The organism is Winogradskyella sp., from assembly GCF_965228925.1.
Taxonomy (GTDB): domain Bacteria; phylum Bacteroidota; class Bacteroidia; order Flavobacteriales; family Flavobacteriaceae; genus Winogradskyella.
Window position 1 is genome coordinate 2,247,089 of record NZ_OZ245845.1, and the last position, 19,394, is coordinate 2,266,482.

Below are 19,394 nucleotides of genomic sequence, written 5' to 3' on the forward strand. Positions count from 1 at the left end.
TTTTGAGGCATGCAAAACTTTAAAGTTTTACGATATCAATCATCAGATAGAGTCCAATGGAATAAGTTTGTCTTAGACAGTAACCAAAAGACTTTTTTGTTCCTAAGGGATTTTATGGACTATCATAGCGATAGATTTGAGGATTATTCATTGATGATTTATAATGGTGATGAACTTATAGGATTACTACCTGCAAATAAGATGGGCGATTCCATCTATTCACACCAAGGTCTTACCTATGGAGGCTTTGTTTACAATGCCTCCGCAAAATCAGAATTGATGATAGATATGTTTAAGGCAACCTTAAGCTTCCTCAACCAAAATGGTATAGAGGCTATAAGCATAAAAGAATTGCCTTATATTTTTCTCAATAATCCAACAAATAACCCTTTTTCGTATATATGCTTTAAAACAAATGCTAAACTATATCGAATGGATATGCATTCCGTACTGGATCTAAGATATTTGAATTATTCCAGAAGTAGAAAAAATGGGTATAAGAGAGGAAAGAAAAATAACCTTGTTGTAGAAGAGACCAATGATTTTAAAGCATTTTGGGATGATATCCTTATTCCTAATTTGGATAAAAAGCACGATGTAAAGCCTGTGCATACACTTGAAGAGATTCAACTTTTAAAATTGAGATTCCCAAAGCAGATAAGACAGTTTAATGTCTTTAATGATAATACGATTGTTGCTGGCACTACAATTTTCGAAACCGAAAATGTGGCCCATAGTCAATACATCTCGGGTAATGCCGATAAAAACACCTTGGGAAGTTTAGATTTTTTGCATCATTATCTTTTAGAAGAGGTATTTGCCGATAAACCTTATTTTAATTTTGGGATTTCTAATATCCAAGAAGGTCAGAAAGTTAATGAAGGGCTTTTATATTGGAAAGAAGGTTTTGGCGCACGCTCGATTACACAAGGGTTTTATAGGATAAATACCGAAAATTATAGGCTTTTAGAAGCGGTTTTTGTATGATTAAATTTTTAGATCTTCATAAAATCAATAACAGATTTAGGGAAGCTTTTGAAGTGTCATTCAGCAATTCCTTAGAGGCGTCACATTTCATTTTAGGTTCTAATGTTTCTAGATTTGAAAATGAATTTGCGCAATATTGCGGATCTAAGTATTGCGTCGGTACGGCTAATGGTTTAGATGCCTTAACCTTAATTTTAAAAGGCTATATAGAATTAGGAAGGCTGCAAAAAGGGGACAAAGTTATTGTTCCGGCAAATACATTTATTGCCACCGCATTATCCATATCACATGCTGGCTTAGAACCTGTTTTAGTTGAGCCTAACCCTAAGACGTATAACCTCTCATTAGAGCATACCGAAGAGGCACTTACTGAAGATGTTAAGGCAATCGTAATGGTTCATCTTTATGGACAATTGGCCGATGTTGAAGGCTTCAAAAATCTAAAAAATAAGTACGATTTACTTTTAATAGAAGACGCAGCTCAAGCTCACGGTGCAGCATTAAATACGAATAATTTAAGAGCTGGGAATTTAGCGGATGCAGCGGCCTTTAGTTTTTACCCAAGTAAAAACCTTGGAGCGCTCGGCGATGGAGGTGCTATAACCACAAATGATACAGAGTTACACAATGCGGTTTCTTTGTTGAGAAATTACGGAAGTAGGGAAAAGTACAAAAATGAGATCATTGGTTATAACAGTCGACTCGATGATATGCAGGCTGCCTTTCTAAGGATTAAACTAAAAGCTCTGGATGTTGATAATGAACAAAGACGCATTATTGCAAAGCAGTATCTTAATGGGATTCAAAATGCCAAGCTTAAATTGCCATATTACAATGGTACCAACAATCATGTATTCTATGCTTTTGTGGTTGAAGTCGAGGATAGGGACGACTTTGTAAACTTCTTAGACCAAAATCATATAGGATGGTTAATTCATTATCCGATTCCTCCCCATAAGCAAAGGGCATTTTATAGATTTTCGCATTTAAAACTACCTGTAACTGAGCAAATTCACAAAAGAGTCATAAGTTTGCCTATAAGTCCTGTAATGACAGACCAAGACGTACAATATGTGATTGAAATTCTAAAAAAGTATTAATTGAAAAAATTTTTTCATTACATAAATAATGAAGTTCTAGTTAAAGCAGCGAATTTAAATTCTGCTAATATCAGTGTCAAAATCATTGCAGGTATTCTTATTTCAAAATTTATTGCTGTATTTATTGGTCCCGAAGGGATGGCGCTCATAGGGAACTTACGGAACTTCCTTAGTACGGTGCAATCAATTGCCATTGCAGGTCTTTACAACGGTTTCGTGAAGCTAATAGGAAAATGTAAAAACAACCTTTCAGAGCTTACTAATACACTTTCTACAGTATTTTACCTCGGTTTTTTCTCTTCGGTATTGTTGGCTTTTATATGTTATTATAATGCCGAATTTATAAATGGACTCATATTCTTAAACAATAACTATACCTATGTCATAGAGACTTTGGCTATTGTATTACCATTCTATGCCCTGAACATGTTCGCATTTTCAATCATGAATGGGTTTTCAAAGTACCGAATCTTATTGGTCATAAACATGACTGGTCAGATTTTAGGGTTGCTGGTTACCTTACTTTTAATTAAACAAGAAAATATCGATGGCGCTTTAATTGCAGTGGTTATAACACCAGCACTAAATCTTTTGATTACCATTGTTGGTATTGCCTTTAGGAAGAATTTAATGTCTCACATCAGAATTACACATATTAATATATCAGTGTTAAGAAATTTGAGTCCTTACATGGTAATGGCTTTGGTATCTTCAATTGCATTGCCCATTGTATACATCATTATTAGAAACTATATCATTTCAGAAATTGGCATAAAGGAAGCAGGTTATTGGACGGCAGTTACAAGAGTATCCGACTATTATTTAATGTTTATCAATTCGTTAATGGCCCTTTACATTTTACCTCGATTTGCTGAGTTAAAGTCACGTAAGGAATTTAGAAAAGAAGTGTTTAGTTTCTATAAAACCGTCTTACCTATTTTTGCACTCATTTTAGGGATTGTCTACTTAAGTAGAGGCTTATTGGTTAATCTTTTATTTACCGAAGAATTCAGACCTATCGAGGATTTATTCGGCTATCAAATATTGGGTGATTTTATACGTGTGATGTCCATGGTTATTGCTTATAAGTTCTTGGCCAAAAAAATGTTTACGCATTTTATTATCATAGAAGTATTTTTATTTGTAATCATGTACGTCTCCAGTGTTTATTTAATTGATGTTTTTGGGTTAAAAGGTGCTGTTATGGGACACTGCCTGAGCTATTTTATGTACTTTGGAATAGTTTTATTGATTTTTGGTAGCTCTTTATTTGGAGTTTTAAATGACCAAGGTCTAGACGATTATTAAATAGCCAAAAGTGAAAATCCCTAAATTTCTAAGAGAAAATATTGTTCTTAAGATTACATCTCTTAACGCTATAGTTATTACCATTAGGCTTATTGTCTCTGTATTTATACAGAGGCTTTTGGCAATTACTGTAGGAGAGGCTGGTATAGCAAGTATTGGTCAAATTAGAAATGTTATGGTTATGCTCACAAGTACTTCAACACTTGGGGCTTTTAATGGAATAGTAAAATATGTAGCTCAGTTTAAGGAAGTAAAATCAGAACTGGCTAAACTGTTTTCTTCTGTGGCAGTTTTTGTAATGTTTGGATCCCTTATCTCGGGATTAGTACTGTTTTTTGGGTCTACTTATATTTGCAACTATCTCTTTCAGACAGAAGAATTTGTTTATGCCTTTAAATTATTAGCCGTTATTATTCCATTTATCGGTATAAATAGAGTAGTATATGCTGTAGTTAGCGGGCTCTCAGACTATAAAAAGTACGCTAAAATAGAATTGATAAGTTACCTGTTAGCAACTGTAGTTTTGCTAGTTGGATTATATACTTCATCTTTAGACGGTGTTATTGTAGCGATTGCTTTTGCACCTATAATTCAACTTATAGTCCTAAGTTTTGTATTTGGAAAAACATTACGTCGATATGTAGATTTAAGTCGTATTAGATTCTCACTCAGTTATAAGAATCAACTTTTTGCATTTACGATAATGTCATTCGTGTCTTCCTTTTTACTTAATTATATTGAAATATATATCAGAACAATGGTAGCTGATAGTATAAGTATTGAAGAAGCTGGATATTGGACAGCGGTCACTTTTATCTCTAAAAACTACATGGTATTTGTTACTGCTTTATTTACACTTTATGTAATTCCGAGATTTGCAAATATTTATAGTGAATCGGATTTCAAAAAAGAGGTTCTCAATATTTACAAAACCATTCTGCCTATTTTTGGGCTAGGCATTCTTTTAGTATATCTCTTAAGACATCTAATTATCCAAATTGTTTATCCTAATTTTTTGGGTATGGAACCGTTGTTTAAGTGGCAGCTTTTGGGTGATTTTGTAAGATTTGGTTCTCTAGTCTTATCGCATCAGTTTTTGGCGAAGCGAATGGTTAAGAGCTTTATAATTACAGAAATTTTCTCTTTGGGATTGTTTTTCGTACTGTCTAAGGTATTCATTCAACATTATGGCACAGAAGGTGTAGTTATGGCGCATTTAATGAGGTATATTGTTTATTTCTTCGTGGTGGTAGTTGTAATTAAGCTTTATTTTAAAAATGCAAAAAACAATAAGCATGCATAGCGTTTAATTTTTATCGAATTTTAAAAAACCATATTTTGAATTGTACTTTAAATAGAAGTATGGCATATCGAATAGAAATGGCAAAGTTTGCTAGCTTTACATTTATTCTTAACTCATGCATTAATCGATTTTTTAAACTGATAAATTCATCTAAAGTTTTATTTAAATAATAGATTTTTTTACAAACCAGTAGTGTAGATTTATTCAGTTTTTTTCCACTATTTTTTTTGAATTGCTTTCCTAGAGAGTTTTTTAAAATGCGCTTTTTCACCAATGCCTCATCAACATAATCGTAATTAAAATAGCGGGAAGATCGTATCCAAAAGTCAAAATCTTCATAAGATAAATTTTCATCGTATCCATTTAGCTTTTCAAAAACCTCTTTTTTTACAAGCATTGAAGTGGCGTTTATAAAATAATGGTTAACTAAAGCACTATAAATATTACCTACCTTAGGAACCCTATTTGGGTAGTTTATTTTTGTTTTTTCTGAAAAATGATATTCAATATGATCCCCATTTTCATTTATAGTTTCTACGTTAGAATATACGACTCCTAAATTCTCAATTTTTGAAGTTAAAAATTTATTTAATCTCAACGCTATCGAGTTTTTCATTAGTATATCATCTGTAGCAAGGTCAACTATAAATTCTCCTTTAGATAGTTTTAGGGCATTGTTGAAAGATTTTGTGTTACCTATATTTTGTTTGTTTTTAATAAAGGGATAATTATAGTTCTTGTTCCAAGAATCAATAACTGTTACCGATTGATCTTGACTTGCATCATCAACAATAATAAGTTCAATACTATTATAGGTTTGATTAATTACTGATTCAAGAGCAGAAACAACATACTTTTCATGATTATAACAGAGGCATATTATTGTTACTAAAGGACGATTAATCATTACTGTTTATTTGTTCTATATTTGTGTAAAATTAGAAAACCTAAGAAGAAACTTTCCATATTATAGCTTAAAATGTCTTATAAACTTCAGATTTTAATTTCTACAATGTATAAGACGAATTTATCGTTTTTAGAGCCAATATTTAAGAAAAACAACCATTATTCTAGTTATAATATTTTAATTGTAAATCAGACGGATAAAGGAAGATTATTGATTTCGGAATATGAGAATATCAAGGTTATTAATTCTTTCGAAAGAGGTTCGCCTGCTAGTCGTAACTTAGCCATAACTAAATCAACAGGTGATATTTGCTTGATGGCTGATGACGATTTTGTTTACGAAGCCAATTTTGATCAAAAAATAATTGACGCTCACAAAAATAATCCCAATGCCGATTTTATTTCTTTTGAAGCTATTGATGAAAATGGTGAATTATATGCAAAGTATCATAATGTGAGTGTGCACAATAAAAAATCCTTAAAAAGGATTTATACTTGTGTAATTACTTTTAAAAGAGAGCCTTTTGTTAGAAGTAGAACATTCTTTAATCATTATTTTGGCGTAGGTTCTCTTTTTCAAGGTGTCACAGAGTATGTTTTTTTAAGAAATGCATATGATAATGGTATGAGCATGTATCACGAGCATAAAATTATTGTAATACATCTTGATAAAAGCTCTGGCAGAAGACAAGGAAGTGATAATGCTTTTTTTGCAAGATCTGCAGCGGCGTATAGATTCATGGGTAATTTAAGTTACCTTTGGCTTTTGAAATATACGCTTTTTACAATAAGACATAAGTATATTAAAATTAATGATGCTTTGGCAAAATTTAGGATCGGTCTTAATGGTATATCAAAATATAAAGATTTAGAAAGGTCTGGTGATATAGATAAAATATATGAATATTAGATTAATAGATATTCCAAAAGTACATGATAAACGCGGTTCCCTTGCTGTTATAGAAAGAGATATAATACCATTTTCGTTAAAGCGTGTATATTATCTTTTTGATGTACCAAGTGATAGTTATAGGGGTGGACATGCACACAAAGAACAAGAGTCCGTTATAATCGCGTTAAGCGGTAGTTTTGAAGTTATTGTCGATGATGGTAAAGTCAAAGAGCGTATTATGCTTAACAAACCAACACAAGGTTTGTATATTCCTACCAACATGTGGAGAGAGATAGATAATTTTTCTTCTGGTGCGGTTTGTTTGGTTTTGGCTTCTACAGATTATAATGAAAAAGAGTATGTCAGAGATTATAAAACTTTTAAATCTCAATTTGTAGGGTAATAAAGTTTTTTCCCATTTAAAGATTTAAGCTTCAATAATAACTTCAAACACCATTTTGGCAATTTTAAGAATACCCGTTGTCTCAAAGGTAAGTTTTTGGGGTCAATACTTTTTTTGTAATAGCAAAAACGCTCTTTGTTGTTTTGTAGTTTGCTCAATATTGCTAAAGGAAATCGATTTCTGTCGATATAGATTTTTAAGGATTTGTTCTTTGTTTCTTCCTCCAAATAGTTATCAAATTTGGGTTTTTTACTAATGTCAAAAGTTGTGTTACTCAAACTTCCTGAGACATAGTTGTAATATGCTAAGATTTTATTGATGAACACAATATCATAGTGCATTCCGATTCTAATCCATAAGTCTGTATCTTGTCCTGAAACAATAGAAGGGTTAAAATATCCTGTAGTATTTAAGATTTCTCTTTTAAAAACAATACTTGAACCGGTTAAAATAGTATGGTTTAAACTCGATTCAAAAAAATTATGAACTTTAGTTAACTCTTGTTGCTTAAAACTATATATTGCTGAAACAGTTTTATTTTGATGTTTATGAGCTATTGCCGTAGAAAAAACCATTTTATTAGGATACTGTAAAATACTTCTTTGAATATATTCTAAGAATTCCTCATCCCATAAATCGTCTCCGTCTAACAAGGCGATATAATTTTTTGAAGCACCTTTTATTCCTGTATTTCTGCATTCTGATGCACCTTGATTTTTCGTACTTATAACTTTGATGCGATCGTCTTTTATACTGTTTATAACTTCTAGACTATTATCTGTTGAACCGTCATTTACTAGAATAATTTCAAAATTATCATAAGTCTGATTCAAAACACTATCTATGGTTTTTTTGATGTGTTCTTCTTTATTGTATACAGATATGACTACGGAAAAAGAAGGATTCATTTTTTTTTAAGACTTAAAGCGCAAAGGTAGCCCAATTTATAAAACTGCAATAGCTTAATATTCGGGGAACTGCTTAACAATTGTCTTTTTATAGGCGTTTTAAACCACTTATAAATCAGATAGATGATTTTTGAAAGACCAAACTTTTTGATGGACTTATAGGTTTCTAAGAGACTATTCTCGGTGGTGCTTATTCTTTTTTCAGAAAGCAATCTGTAATTGGTTTCAACGGCGCGTTCAACTTTGTTCAAAAAAACAGAACTTTCTTCAAGACCTTTATGTATTACAGGATTATCAATGTGATAGACTTTAGTTTTATCTAGCTTCATCAGGACTCCCAAAAAGAGATCATAGCCGTATCCATCGCTATCGATTTTAGAAATTAGATTTTGAAATACGTCCTTCTTTATTAGAAAGTTTACAGAAACAATGTGTTTGTAAGGGGTCTTGTTTCTAATATTTGATTCGATTTCCTCATAAGCTTTTCCGTATTTCCATCTTAACACTTTCGATGCATTCGGTTCGCGTAATTCATAAGAACAGCCTCCATAAACGGCATCAAAGCCCTTGCTAAAAAACTTTGAATACGCTATAATGAAATTGTCATTTGTTAATTCTACATCAGCATCTAGAAAAAGCAACCAATCGTATTTCGCTTTTTCGGTAAGAAGCCTACGGGATGTAATCCGCCCTTTATTCTTATTAGAGACTATATAAAACGTATTATGGTACGTGTCACATATGGCTTTATTTTCCTCTAAGTACATTGTAGAGCCATCTTCTAGGCATAGTATTTCATAGTCAAAATCTAGACGTAGCGCTATCTTATTTAGAGAAATAATAAGGTCGCTGATGTCATAGTTATATGTTGGTATCAGAATAGAGAGCATATGTTTTTAAGCACTATGAATTATGTATAATGCTTACTCATTTTTTCGCTGTACAACTTCAAAGACTTTGTTGCTATCGCATTTTAGAGTCTTACTCGGATATTTTAAAAGTAATGCGTAGTCATGTGTAGCCATTAAAATAGTATTTCCATTTTTATTGATGTCTTGAAGAACTTCCATAACTTCAATACTGGTCTGAGGATCTAAATTTCCGGTTGGCTCATCAGCCAGAATTAATTCTGGATCATTAAGAAGAGCTCTAGCTATGGCGATACGCTGTTGTTCGCCACCAGACAGTTCATGGGGATATTTAAAACCTTTAGTTTTCATAGAGACTTTATCTAAAACAGCTTCAATACGCTCATTGATTTCGTCTTTATCTTTCCAGCCTGTCGCTTTGAGCACAAATTCCAAGTTCCCGTTTACGGTTCGGTCCGGTAATAATTTGAAATCCTGAAAAACAATGCCTAGTTTTCTCCTTAAAAACGGAATGTCATTCTCTTTCATGGTTCTCAGATTAAAATCAACAACCTGGCCTTCACCTTCTGTCAATTCTAAATCACCATAAAGTGTTTTCATAAAGCTGCTTTTTCCACTTCCCGTTTTACCGATAAGATAGACAAATTCACCCTTTTGCATCTCAAAATTCACTTTTGACAGTACCATATTTCCTCCTTGGTATATGGTAGCTTGGTCTAGTTTTAGAATAGGTTTGGACATGTTTATTTACTTATTTGATTTAATCTTTGGCTTATAGATTCCAAATATAAAGTCACTTTTATGATTTTTCAAGTAGGCATCTTCAAAATCGAATAAACGATCTAAAATGTCTTTCTTTTCCTTATTCAAATCAATGAAGTGATGGGAGATGTCTTTCAACACTAATTGCAAGATATTTCCTCCATAATTAGACTCATAAATTGTATCATAGTTTTGATGAATCGAAGGTGTTATATTTGCTGAATCAATACATTCCGATGGATCGGCCAATACCATGCGTAGCCATCCAGGGCCATAAACTTTGTTTTTATAAATATTAAGCTTGTAACGTTTTCTGTAGGACTTTGGTATAAGCTTGAGTGCTTTGTTGATTGCTTTAATTTGATACTTTGGGAATTGTAGTCTTGATGGCCCTACGTATTCATTGATGATGAGAAGTCCATTAGGCTTTAGAATTCGCATCAAAGTTTTGGATACTAATTTTTCGACATTCTTGAAGTGATGTAAGGAGGCCTTGAAATACACAACATCGTATGTACCAGCTTCGGGGTTCAAGTCGTTAACATTCTGTATCTTAAATTCCATATTTTTTAGTCCAGCCAAATTAGCATTTTCTTTACCTTGTTCAAGACGTTTTTCCGCAATATCGGTACAAACCACAAGTTCGAAATTACAATGTTTGGCAAATGCAATTTCGGACGTACAACTGCCACTTCCTAAAGAAAGCATTTTAAGGTTTTTACGATTGCTTAAAAATTGATTTACTGTAAAGTCTTCTATGGCTGTTTCATCATTCGATGTAATCATTTTTTGCCAACGTGCTTTAACTTCTGGTATAATGGACCAATTTGATGCAGAAATGTTAAAATGATTAAAGGCTGTTTTTGCGCGTTCCGTATCATTGAAAGTGAACTTAGACAAAATAAATCCTGTACCTCTTTGGCGCAACTTAGTATAAGTTTCTATAACATCATCTAAGGTAATTATACGTTTCATAAAATTGGTCGGTGGTATGAGCGTTGTTTTACAATCCTATAGGTGTTTTGACTAGAGAGGTCAGCTATTGGCCTCGTGATTGTAAATGATGTTACTGATTGTACTTTTTTATGCATTCCTTATGTGGAAAATAAAAATACCTTTTTTCTATGTTTAGAGTTGAAATATACTCAGGTCTTTAGCACAGTTTCAGATATTATTTTATGTGACTTTGACGTCTGTAAATGTATGGCGTAAAATTTCAAATCCCAAATGCTATTGATACCTTGGCATAGTAATTGAAAACCTCTTTTTATGAAGTATTTAAATGGCTTATTAATTTTTTTGTGTGCAACCATTTCCGTGGCCCAAAATGAATTCCATGTATTTCCTATAGATGGTAACAGCATCAAAGGGTCACCTAATGGGGATGGGAGTATTGATAGACCTTGGGATTTACAAACGGCATTATCGCAACCGTCGAAACGTATTAATGGAGGTGATATTATTTGGTTGCATGAAGGAATTTATAATGGGAATTATAAAAGTACGCTTCAATCTACAGATAAGGATAGATTTATAACAGTCTCAGCTTTCGGAGAGGACAAGGTTTTATTAAATGGTAATATTGACAATAAAGCACATTACGTTCTAGAGGTTAGTGGTGGCAAGGTTATCTTTAAGAATTTTGAGATTACTTATTTAGGAAAGTTTTCGCGTAGAAAGATGGATAAGAACTTTAAAGCTGTTACGGGGGTGAACCATATTGATGGGGAGGACTGCAAGTTTCAGAATTTGGTGATCCATAACATACCGGGCAATGGGTTTGGTTCTTGGAAAGCTACAGGTGGAACGGTTATCGAAGAATGTATTATTTATAACAACGGTTATCAAGGACAGCGAGGACAAGGAGTAGGCGTGTATGTTCAGAATCAAAGTGAAAAGATAAGGCTACTAAGGAATAATATCGTTTTTAACAATTATTATAAAGGCATTGAAGTATGGTCGGCATCATCAGGAACCAATAAGGAATTTGTTAAGAACGTGCATTTGGAAGATAATATAGTATTCAATAACGGTTCTCCATCTGGAAGGCCTTGGGCGAATCTCATTGTAGCATCTGGCGATCGTAATGGTGTTAATGTGGCAAAAAATGTCACCATAAAGAATAATGTTTTTTATCATAATGTTGATTTTAATGACTTTAAGAATTATGGCCATGGCAATTCTTTAACTCTAGGGTTTTCGGTGAAAGCGCCTATTGAAAATATTGTAGTCGATTCAAACTTTATTATTGGTAGAAACAATGCTTTAAATATTGTACACGCCAAGTCTTTAGAATTCAAGAACAATACGATTTATACGGGATACACTCATTTTGAAAAATCAACTCTGGCCAGTTTAAAACATGGTAGACTAAAGTTTGATAATAATAAATATCACAGTCGGAAAGTAAAAGGGCTTCGAATTTTGAAGCATAAGGATTTTAAACTTGCCGATTGGAAAAAAGAATTTATGATTGATGCTAATAGTCGATGGAAACCGCTTAAGGGTTTTAACGTTGATCCGCTTTTAAAAATTGAAAGGTTAGAATCAGATTCACATCAGTTTAATGTAGTTTTATTAGAAAAGGAAGGTCAGGACGTAACGGTAGATTTTAGTGCGTTAGGAATCCAAGAAGGTACTCCGTATAAGATATATGATATCGAAAATAGAAAAGATATTTTAGAATCTGGTAAATTGTCCAAAGACAAGAAGCTCAAGTTTCCTATGGCACTTTCAGAATTCGAAAAACCATTGCATAATACAATAGCCACAAAATCGGTCAGTAATTTTGGTGTATACAGGGTTGAATTTGAAGGCACTAAAAAGAATTAAAGATTTTTTGAGTGCTTTTTCGGGGCTATTTTAACATTTAATAAGTAAGTTTATAATTATACAGAATTTCTGCCGTTATAGATTTTATATTCAATTAAATTTGAAGTGTACTTATATCATCAATATTAATTAATCAAAAAACGATACTAATGCTACTTTTAAAAAGACAATTAATCCTCGTTTTTCTATGTCTTGCAACTCTAGGATTTGCTCAGAAATCTGCGGTATATACAAGTGATTTAAGAGACTACCAAAAAGCATTAACCCTATATAACAATAAGCAATACAAGGCAGCACAATCTTTGTTCGATGACATTAAATACAACACGGATGATGCTGTGCTAAAGTCAGATTGCTCGTATTATATAGCGAATTGTGCCGTGCGATTAAACCAAAGAAATGCGGACGACTTAATTACTGAGTTTGTGGAAGAATACCCAACGAGTACCAAGCGGAATACGGCGTTCTTGGATGTTGCTGATTATTATTTTGAAAATTCTAAATATGCCTATGCGCGTAAATGGTATCAAAAGGTAGATGAGGTAAGCATAGCACGGTCTGAGCGTGATCGTTTTAATTTTAATTATGGCTACAGCCTCTATGCCACTAAAAGTAAGACCCAAGCCACGAAATATTTAAATCGTGTTGTGGACTCTAAAGAATATGGTTCACAGGCCAAATATTATATCGGTTATATGGCCTACGAAGGGGATGATTATGATACGGCAAATGTTTACTTCGAACAGGTAAGTGATAACGAAAAGTATAAAGAGAAGTTGTCTTATTATCAGGCAGATTTAAACTTTAAGCTAGGAAAGTTTGAAAAAGCTATAGAATTGGCTTTAGAGCAATTGCCCAATAGTAGAGGTGTTGAAAAGTCAGAATTGTCTAAAATAATTGGGGAAAGCTATTTTAATCTCGAAAAATATACAGAAGCAATTCCTTACCTACAAGATTACGAAGGCAAACGTGGTAAATGGAGCAATACGGATTATTATCAGTTGGGCTATGCTTATTATAAGCAAAATGATTTTGAAAAGGCAATTTCGGAGTTCAATAAAATCATAGATGGTAATAATGCTGTAGCCCAGAATGCCTACTATCATCTTGGGGAGAGTTATATCAACCTCGAAAAAAAACAAGAAGCCCTAAATGCATTTAGAAACGCATCCGAAATGGACTATGATCTTAAAATTCAAGAAGATGCTTGGTTAAATTATGCAAAGATAAGTTATGAAATAGGTAATCCATATCAATCTGTACCTCAGGTCTTGGCAGGTTATTTGGATAAATATCCTGAAACCAGTTATAGAGAGGAAATAGAAACACTGCTTATTGATTCTTACATCACTTCAAAAAACTATAAAGAAGCATTAGAGCTTTTAAAAGGCAAAAATAGCTTTGAGAACAAAGTGGCGTATCAAAAAGTAGCATTTTTTAGAGGTATTGAATTGTATAACGAAACGCGGTATAGCGAAGCTTTAGAAATGTTTAATAATTCTCTCAAAGAGCCGAGAGATCCTATTTTTGTTACCAAGGCCACATTCTGGAAAGCGGAAACAGAATACAATTTAACAAACTACAATGATGCGCTCATTGGGTTTAAACAATTTTCGGGTATGGCTGAGGCTTCTAGTTTACCAGAAAATGATAATCTCGATTATAACTTGGCCTATACCTATTTTAAGTTAAAAGACTATAAAAACGCCTCTAAATATTTTCAAAAGTTTATAGATGAAAATACGCTTGATAGACCACGGCGCAACGATGCCTATCTAAGGTTAGCAGATGGCCATTTTGTGTCTAGTAAATACGAAGCCGCCATAAGTGCTTACGATAAGGCGATTCAAATTAATGAAATTGAAACAGATTATGCTAGTTTTCAGAAAGCCATGAGTCACGGTTATTTAGGTAAAGTCTCTACCAAGGTTTCCGAATTAAATACCTTTATAGAAGGCTATCCAAAATCAGCATTACGAGATGATGCTATGTATGAGTTGGCCAATTCTTACGTTAAGAATGGCGAAACAGATAAAGCCATGCAAATGTATGATCGTCTAAATTCCGAATACAGACGTAGTGCTTTTACTTCTAAAGCATTACTTCGTCAAGGATTAGTGTATTACAATAGCAATGATAATGAACGTGCATTAACAAAATTCAAAAAAGTTGCAAGGGATTTTCCTGGTTCAGGAGAAGCAGTTCAAGCGGTTTCTACTGCACGCTTAATCTATATTGATTTAGGACGTGTAGACGAATATGCGTCTTGGGTAAGATCTTTAGATTATGTAGAGGTGACTGATGTAGAGTTGGATAATACGATGTATCAAGCTGCTGAAAAACCTTATTTAGAGAACGATACCGACAAAGCCATCCGTCAATTTAACAAGTACCTTAATCAATTTACAAATGGTATACATGCCTTAAAATCACATTTCTATTTGGCACAGTTGTATTATAAGAAAGACTTGTTTGAAAACGCCCAGCCGCATTATAAATATGTTGTTGAAGCTTCAAAAAGTGAATATACCGAACAGGCCATGGTACGGTTGTGCGAAATCTATTTAACAGATTCTAATTGGTCGCAAGCAATTCCTGTTTTAAGGACTTTGGAAACAGATGCCGATTACCCACAGAATGTGCTGTATGCACAATCTAATTTGATGAATGCCTATTATCAAACCGAGGATTATTCGGCAGCCGAAAGTTATGCCGAAAAAGTTCTGGGCAGCTCTAACTTAGATAATAAAGTAAAAAGTGATGCTAAGATTATTATTGCACGCTCGGCAATTAAGACAGGTAACGAAGATAAAGCTAAAACTGCTTATGCCGATGTTGAGAAAATAGCAACAGGTCGCGTCGCGGCGGAGGCTTTATATTACAATGGATATTTTAAAAATAAAGAAGGCAAATACGAAGCGTCCAATACGACTATTCAGCGATTGGCAAAGGACTACAGCAGTTATAAATATTACAGTGCCAAGGGACTGGTTGTTATGGCCAAGAATTTTTATGCTCTGGGTGATGCCTTTCAGGCGAATTACATTTTAGAAAGTGTCATTTCAAATTTCCCGGATTTTGACGACGTCGTCGAAGAAGCAAGGTTCGAACTCAATAAAATCAAAGCTGAAGAAGCCAAAACAAATTCATCAATCGAAACAGACAAAAACTAGTAGGTGACAGACTAGTTGTCACACTGAGCACTTAGATAAACTCAGTGTAATACTTGTCGAAATGCAATCAAAACATTCCTTATGAAAATCAAGTTTTTAATTTTTATCATCGCTTTATCAGGTTGTTTATCCTTCGCGTTTGCCCAAGAGCGCAAAAAAGATACAATTGACGATCAGGTGGTCAATGTCATAAAACCCTATACACCTACAATTTCCGATGCTTTTAAAATAAAGGATACGCCAAAATTGAACGATTCTAACATGGTAAAGAAAAAACAGGTGAAGTATAACATCTTTTCCATTCCTGTAGCCTCTACCTTTACTCCCGCAAAGGGAAAAGCGGCCAACGTCGATAAAGCTAAACCTGTAAAACTTTATGATAACTATGCCTCTTTAGGGGTTGGTACCTTCACCACGCTGGTAGGAGAGGTGTATCTTAACCATGAGATCAATAATACAGAAAATGTCGGGGGCTATTTTAGCCACCATTCATCACAAGGAGGTATTCAAGGTTTGCTTTTAGATGATGATTTTTCGAGTACACATGTCAATGCCCATTACTCGCAAAAACTAAGAGATTTTTCTTGGAAAATTGATGGTGGCTTCGATACTATGGCTTATAACTGGTATGGTTTGCCACAAAATTTCTTTGGGCAGGCAGAAGCCAATACCATCGATCCCATACATACCTTTAGTAGTTTTTATTTGGGAGGAAAATTAAAGTTCGATGATGCCATTATCAATGATGGTAGCGTTCGTTTTAGACGCTTTGGGGACGATCGTGATTCTGGGGAAAATCGATTTGTGGCCAAAGCAGGCTTTGATGTTCAGGTACAGGATGAAGTTATTACTACGGATTTTTATATCGATTATATCGGGGGTAATTTTGACATGGATTTTAATAATACAGGAGGCATCGATTACGGCAATGTTACGCTTGGCTTATCACCGTCCTATCAGTTAAAACAAGATGACTTAACCGTTAATCTAGGGGTGAGCTTTGTATATCTCAACGATACAGAGTTTAGCGATAATAAGTTCTTTATTTACCCTAATATAAGTGCCACCTACCGTTTGGTGGACGAGATTTTGATTGCTTATGGTGGTATTACGGGACAATTGCAACAAAACTCCTATTTTGATTTCGCCAATGAAAATCCATTTGTATCTCCCACCTTATTTATAACTCCTACCGATCAGCGTTATAACGGCTATGTAGGGCTAAAAGGGAAGCTGTCTAATAATGTGAGCTATAACATAAAGGGTAATTACTTTGCCGAAGAAAATAAACCCTTATTTAGAGCCAATGATGCCGTAGTGGGTGCTACAGAAGATTATCAATTCGGAAATTCATTTAATGTGGTCTATGATGACGTCACAACATTTTCTGTCGCTGGTGAATTGAGTATAGATGTGAACCGAAACTTCACTTTAGGTATCAAGGGAGAATATTTTAATTATGACACAGAAGATGAAGCAGAAGCTTGGAATTTACCCGATATTACAGGATCCATATTTATGGATGTGCAGATTTCAGAACATTGGTTTGCTGGTGCTAGTGCCGTTTATGTTGGTGAACGAAAGGATAGATTACTACAAGTCGGGACATTGATATTACCAGATCCAACACCAATTACCCTAGATAGCTTTTTTGATGCCAATGCGCATTTGGGTTATAAAATCAATGACCAGCTATCTGTGTTTGCCAAGGTAAACAATATCTTAGACCAAGATTACCAACGCTATTTAAATTTCCCAGTACAGGGCATTCAAGCTTTGGTTGGTGCTACCTATCAATTTGACTTTTAACAATTGGTATCATCCTTAACTGGTTTCAGGATATCATTCTAGAGCGTAATCGAAGTGAGTTGGATTGACGTTTCAGGACCATATAATTTTTGTAATCCTTTTCCTCTTAAAACAAATATTTTTTATTTTAGGGGAAATAAGACGACCATGAAAAAAAATAGTTACCTAATAATTGCTCTGCTATGTGCTATTAATTATTCTTTTGCGCAATATGGTATGACCAAGGCGAGCATTTATTTCAAGAGTGGAGAAGTTAAATCAGGTTTTGCATCAATTCCCATGGAAAATGGCGATTTGTCACCCATAAATCCATTTGGAAAGCCTAATGAAAAAGTGAGATATAAGGCCACTAAAAAGTCAAAGCGAAAGAAGTTTGAAGCGCGTCTTATAGATAGTATTGTATTTACCGTAACTTATACAGAGCGGATAGATGAGAAGAGAGTAAAGAAAACGAGAGATGCTAAATATATTCCCGTTTTTCTCGATAAAAAGAAGAAGAAACAAGGATTTGCAGAATTGATCGTTGATGGTAAAGTGAAACTAGTAGGAAGAACAGTCTCTTACACGGATAAAACAATGACTCATCATGGGACGTCGGTTGATGCTGGGGGGACTACTATAACATGTCCACCTGAATACAGCTGTCTTATGCAGGAACATAACGATTTATTGGTTGTGAGAGAGGGGCATAAAGCCATAAAAATTAATCAACTAAGTCTTTCTAAGGCATTTAAGCAAAGAGCCTCGGAGTTTTTTAGTGATTGCTCCTCACTTGTGAGTAAAATAGAAAATAAAGAATTTAAAAAGAAGGACCTAATCGCTATCGTAGAGTATTACAATAGCAATTGTGCCAAATAATCGTAATGCGTTCCATCCCTTAGTTTTTTACATTCTAAGCCAACAGCTTGGCAAGCCATGCTTAAGGTTTCAAAATCGAGATACAGCCATGTCATAGGGGTTTCCTCTTCTCCCTCGTAGCTGAGGTAATAATCGAGTTCACCATAATAGTTGCCATGGTTTAATGCGTTAAGTCGCTCAACGTCGATTTCAGTTTCGAGCTCATCTTCAGAAAAGTACATATAGGAAATATCCGAAGAGTCTATTAGAATTTGGCCATTTGGTCGTAATAAGGATTTTAGATGGATTAAATGTTTAGATACTTGGGATAACGTTTGAAAAATTCCGGTGCCATTCATCAACAATAAAACAGTGTCAAACGACCCGGTTTCTTCTAAAAGAGACCGGAGTTCAACCTCTAAAACTCCGCGCTTTTTGGCAACTTCTACAGCGCCTTTAGAGCTGTCGATCGCCTTAACCTTAAAGCCATTGTTTTGTAACCACAAGGCATGGCTACCAGCACCACAGCCTACATCGAGAATTTTGCCTTTACATAAGCTTAAAGCCCGTTGTTCGAGTTGAGGCATCTCAGAATAAGATCTAAACAAATAGGGGAGTGGCAGCACATCTTTATCCGAAATATTGGTCCAAGTCACAATATCTTCAGAATAGTTACCATTCTGATAGTCTAATAAGGCTTTTCCGAAAATATCTTTATTCATTATTGTCATGCTGAACTTGATTCAGCATCTCATTCTGTTTATATTTACATTATGCAAGACCAAATCAATAATTTGCCTAAACGCGCTAAAGACAAACATAAGGAAAACAAAGCCTTTTTTGCAAAGCTCAGAAAAAAACCTCCTAAACAATTGGATTATATCATGCAAGGCCTGCACGATGATGAATTTAATCGTACTGATTGTCTAGAATGTGCCAATTGTTGCAAAACTACTGGGCCATTATTTACGGATAAGGATATTGAGCGCATAGCTAAGTTTTTTAAAATGAAAGCACAAAAATTCATTGACATGTATTTGAGGATAGATGAAGATCAGGATTACGTATTGCAGTCCGTACCTTGTGCTTTTTTGGGTGCGGATAATTATTGTTCTATTTACGAGGTACGGCCAAAAGCCTGTAAGGAGTTTCCGCATACAGATCGAAAAAAGTTTCAACAAATTTCTAATTTAACACTGAAGAATGTGGCGATTTGTCCTGCGGCTTACAACATCGTTGAAGAAATGAAAAGACAGATTCCCCTTTAGCAATTTAGCTTCGGAATAATTTTTGATATGGTATTGA

The 19,394-nt window shown here is 34.1% G+C and carries 17 protein-coding genes; 11 read left to right on the forward strand and 6 right to left on the reverse strand.

What is annotated here, in order from left to right; translation table 11 throughout:
• Positions 1-9: 9 nt before the first annotated feature.
• From ACO052_RS09085 to ACO052_RS09100, 4 genes are read left to right on the forward strand one after another with little or no spacing between them, the layout of a single operon-like run.
• The gene (locus tag ACO052_RS09085; RefSeq protein WP_422107697.1) at positions 10-987 is read left to right on the forward strand and encodes a GNAT family N-acetyltransferase; all 978 of its coding nucleotides are present in this window, start codon (positions 10-12) and stop codon (positions 985-987) included.
• Positions 984-2,087 carry a DegT/DnrJ/EryC1/StrS family aminotransferase gene (locus ACO052_RS09090; RefSeq protein WP_422107698.1) on the forward strand — a complete coding sequence of 368 codons (1,104 nt, stop codon included), beginning with the start codon at positions 984-986 and terminating at the stop codon, positions 2,085-2,087. The genes ACO052_RS09085 and ACO052_RS09090 overlap by 4 nt, the downstream gene beginning before the upstream one ends.
• Positions 2,088-3,395 (forward strand): O-antigen translocase, encoded by a 1,308-nt coding sequence (locus tag ACO052_RS09095; RefSeq protein WP_422107699.1) that lies wholly within the window; start codon positions 2,088-2,090, stop codon positions 3,393-3,395.
• Positions 3,396-3,405: 10 nt separating this feature from the next.
• On the forward strand, positions 3,406-4,698 hold the full coding sequence (locus tag ACO052_RS09100) for an O-antigen translocase (RefSeq protein ID WP_422107700.1): 1,293 nt from the start codon (positions 3,406-3,408) through the stop codon (positions 4,696-4,698).
• A 10-nt stretch (positions 4,699-4,708) separates the two neighbouring features.
• Here ACO052_RS09100 and ACO052_RS09105 read toward each other — a convergent pair whose 3' ends face one another.
• Entirely contained in the window at positions 4,709-5,605 is an 897-nt protein-coding gene (locus ACO052_RS09105; protein ID WP_422107701.1) for a glycosyltransferase, read from the reverse strand.
• Between the two features lie 72 nt (positions 5,606-5,677).
• Between ACO052_RS09105 and ACO052_RS09110 the strand changes: the two genes are divergently transcribed.
• Both ACO052_RS09110 and ACO052_RS09115 read left to right on the forward strand, forming a co-directional pair.
• Entirely contained in the window at positions 5,678-6,514 is an 837-nt protein-coding gene (locus tag ACO052_RS09110; protein WP_422107702.1) for a glycosyltransferase family A protein, read from the forward strand.
• Entirely contained in the window at positions 6,504-6,899 is a 396-nt protein-coding gene (locus tag ACO052_RS09115) for a sugar 3,4-ketoisomerase (protein ID WP_422107703.1), read from the forward strand. Before ACO052_RS09110 ends, ACO052_RS09115 begins: the two co-directional genes overlap by 11 nt.
• Here the strand turns inward: ACO052_RS09115 and ACO052_RS09120 are convergent.
• Genes ACO052_RS09120 through ACO052_RS09135 form a run of 4 tightly spaced genes read right to left on the reverse strand, consistent with a single transcriptional unit; the run spans position 6,884 to position 10,413 of the window.
• Entirely contained in the window at positions 6,884-7,807 is a 924-nt protein-coding gene (locus ACO052_RS09120; protein WP_422107704.1) for a glycosyltransferase family 2 protein, read from the reverse strand. The two genes, ACO052_RS09115 and ACO052_RS09120, sit on opposite strands and share 16 nt — an antisense overlap.
• Positions 7,804-8,697, reverse strand: a complete 894-nt coding sequence (locus ACO052_RS09125; protein WP_422107705.1) for a glycosyltransferase family 2 protein — start codon at positions 8,695-8,697, stop codon at positions 7,804-7,806. The genes ACO052_RS09120 and ACO052_RS09125 overlap by 4 nt, the downstream gene beginning before the upstream one ends.
• 33 nt (positions 8,698-8,730) lie before the next feature.
• Positions 8,731-9,417 (reverse strand): cell division ATP-binding protein FtsE, encoded by a 687-nt coding sequence (locus ACO052_RS09130; RefSeq protein ID WP_422107706.1) that lies wholly within the window; start codon positions 9,415-9,417, stop codon positions 8,731-8,733.
• A gap of 6 nt (positions 9,418-9,423) precedes the next feature.
• Complete coding sequence (locus ACO052_RS09135) at positions 9,424-10,413, reverse strand: class I SAM-dependent methyltransferase (RefSeq protein ID WP_422107707.1); 990 nt, start codon at positions 10,411-10,413, stop codon at positions 9,424-9,426.
• A gap of 294 nt (positions 10,414-10,707) precedes the next feature.
• Here ACO052_RS09135 and ACO052_RS09140 point away from each other — a divergent pair, with 294 nt between their 5' ends.
• The 4 genes from ACO052_RS09140 (at position 10,708) to ACO052_RS09155 (ending at position 18,110) form a co-directional block, all read left to right on the forward strand.
• Positions 10,708-12,270 (forward strand): hypothetical protein, encoded by a 1,563-nt coding sequence (locus ACO052_RS09140; RefSeq protein WP_422107708.1) that lies wholly within the window; start codon positions 10,708-10,710, stop codon positions 12,268-12,270.
• A 149-nt stretch (positions 12,271-12,419) separates the two neighbouring features.
• Positions 12,420-15,443, forward strand: coding sequence for a tetratricopeptide repeat protein (locus tag ACO052_RS09145; RefSeq protein ID WP_422107709.1), 3,024 nt, complete (start codon positions 12,420-12,422; stop codon positions 15,441-15,443).
• An 81-nt stretch (positions 15,444-15,524) separates the two neighbouring features.
• A complete protein-coding gene (locus ACO052_RS09150; protein WP_422107710.1) occupies positions 15,525-17,252 on the forward strand; it encodes a TonB-dependent receptor in 1,728 nt (575 codons plus the stop codon).
• Between the two features lie 147 nt (positions 17,253-17,399).
• Complete coding sequence (locus tag ACO052_RS09155) at positions 17,400-18,110, forward strand: hypothetical protein (protein WP_422107711.1); 711 nt, start codon at positions 17,400-17,402, stop codon at positions 18,108-18,110.
• Here the strand turns inward: ACO052_RS09155 and ACO052_RS09160 are convergent.
• The gene (locus tag ACO052_RS09160; protein WP_422107712.1) at positions 18,086-18,811 is read right to left on the reverse strand and encodes a class I SAM-dependent methyltransferase; all 726 of its coding nucleotides are present in this window, start codon (positions 18,809-18,811) and stop codon (positions 18,086-18,088) included. The genes ACO052_RS09155 and ACO052_RS09160 overlap by 25 nt on opposite strands.
• A gap of 51 nt (positions 18,812-18,862) precedes the next feature.
• On the opposite strand from ACO052_RS09160, the gene ACO052_RS09165 reads away from it, so the two are divergent.
• On the forward strand, positions 18,863-19,357 hold the full coding sequence (locus tag ACO052_RS09165; RefSeq protein ID WP_422107713.1) for a YkgJ family cysteine cluster protein: 495 nt from the start codon (positions 18,863-18,865) through the stop codon (positions 19,355-19,357).
• The last annotated feature ends 37 nt before the right edge of the window (positions 19,358-19,394 follow it).

Bases quoted from the DNA above. Each gene is read 5' to 3' on its own strand.
- ACO052_RS09125 (WP_422107705.1), bottom strand. From the start codon at position 8,697: ATGCTCTCTATTCTGATACCAACATATAACTATGACATCAGCGACCTT.
- ACO052_RS09140 (WP_422107708.1), top strand. From the start codon at position 10,708: ATGAAGTATTTAAATGGCTTATTAATTTTTTTGTGTGCAACCATTTCC.
- ACO052_RS09150 (WP_422107710.1), top strand. From the start codon at position 15,525: ATGAAAATCAAGTTTTTAATTTTTATCATCGCTTTATCAGGTTGTTTA.
- ACO052_RS09090 (WP_422107698.1), top strand. From the start codon at position 984: ATGATTAAATTTTTAGATCTTCATAAAATCAATAACAGATTTAGGGAA.
- ACO052_RS09130 (WP_422107706.1), bottom strand. From the start codon at position 9,417: ATGTCCAAACCTATTCTAAAACTAGACCAAGCTACCATATACCAAGGA.
- ACO052_RS09145 (WP_422107709.1), top strand. From the start codon at position 12,420: ATGCTACTTTTAAAAAGACAATTAATCCTCGTTTTTCTATGTCTTGCA.
- ACO052_RS09085 (WP_422107697.1), top strand. From the start codon at position 10: ATGCAAAACTTTAAAGTTTTACGATATCAATCATCAGATAGAGTCCAA.
- ACO052_RS09135 (WP_422107707.1), bottom strand. From the start codon at position 10,413: ATGAAACGTATAATTACCTTAGATGATGTTATAGAAACTTATACTAAG.
- ACO052_RS09165 (WP_422107713.1), top strand. From the start codon at position 18,863: ATGCAAGACCAAATCAATAATTTGCCTAAACGCGCTAAAGACAAACAT.
- ACO052_RS09160 (WP_422107712.1), bottom strand. From the start codon at position 18,811: ATGAATAAAGATATTTTCGGAAAAGCCTTATTAGACTATCAGAATGGT.
- ACO052_RS09120 (WP_422107704.1), bottom strand. From the start codon at position 7,807: ATGAATCCTTCTTTTTCCGTAGTCATATCTGTATACAATAAAGAAGAA.
- ACO052_RS09110 (WP_422107702.1), top strand. From the start codon at position 5,678: ATGTCTTATAAACTTCAGATTTTAATTTCTACAATGTATAAGACGAAT.
- ACO052_RS09155 (WP_422107711.1), top strand. From the start codon at position 17,400: ATGAAAAAAAATAGTTACCTAATAATTGCTCTGCTATGTGCTATTAAT.
- ACO052_RS09105 (WP_422107701.1), bottom strand. From the start codon at position 5,605: ATGATTAATCGTCCTTTAGTAACAATAATATGCCTCTGTTATAATCAT.
- ACO052_RS09115 (WP_422107703.1), top strand. From the start codon at position 6,504: ATGAATATTAGATTAATAGATATTCCAAAAGTACATGATAAACGCGGT.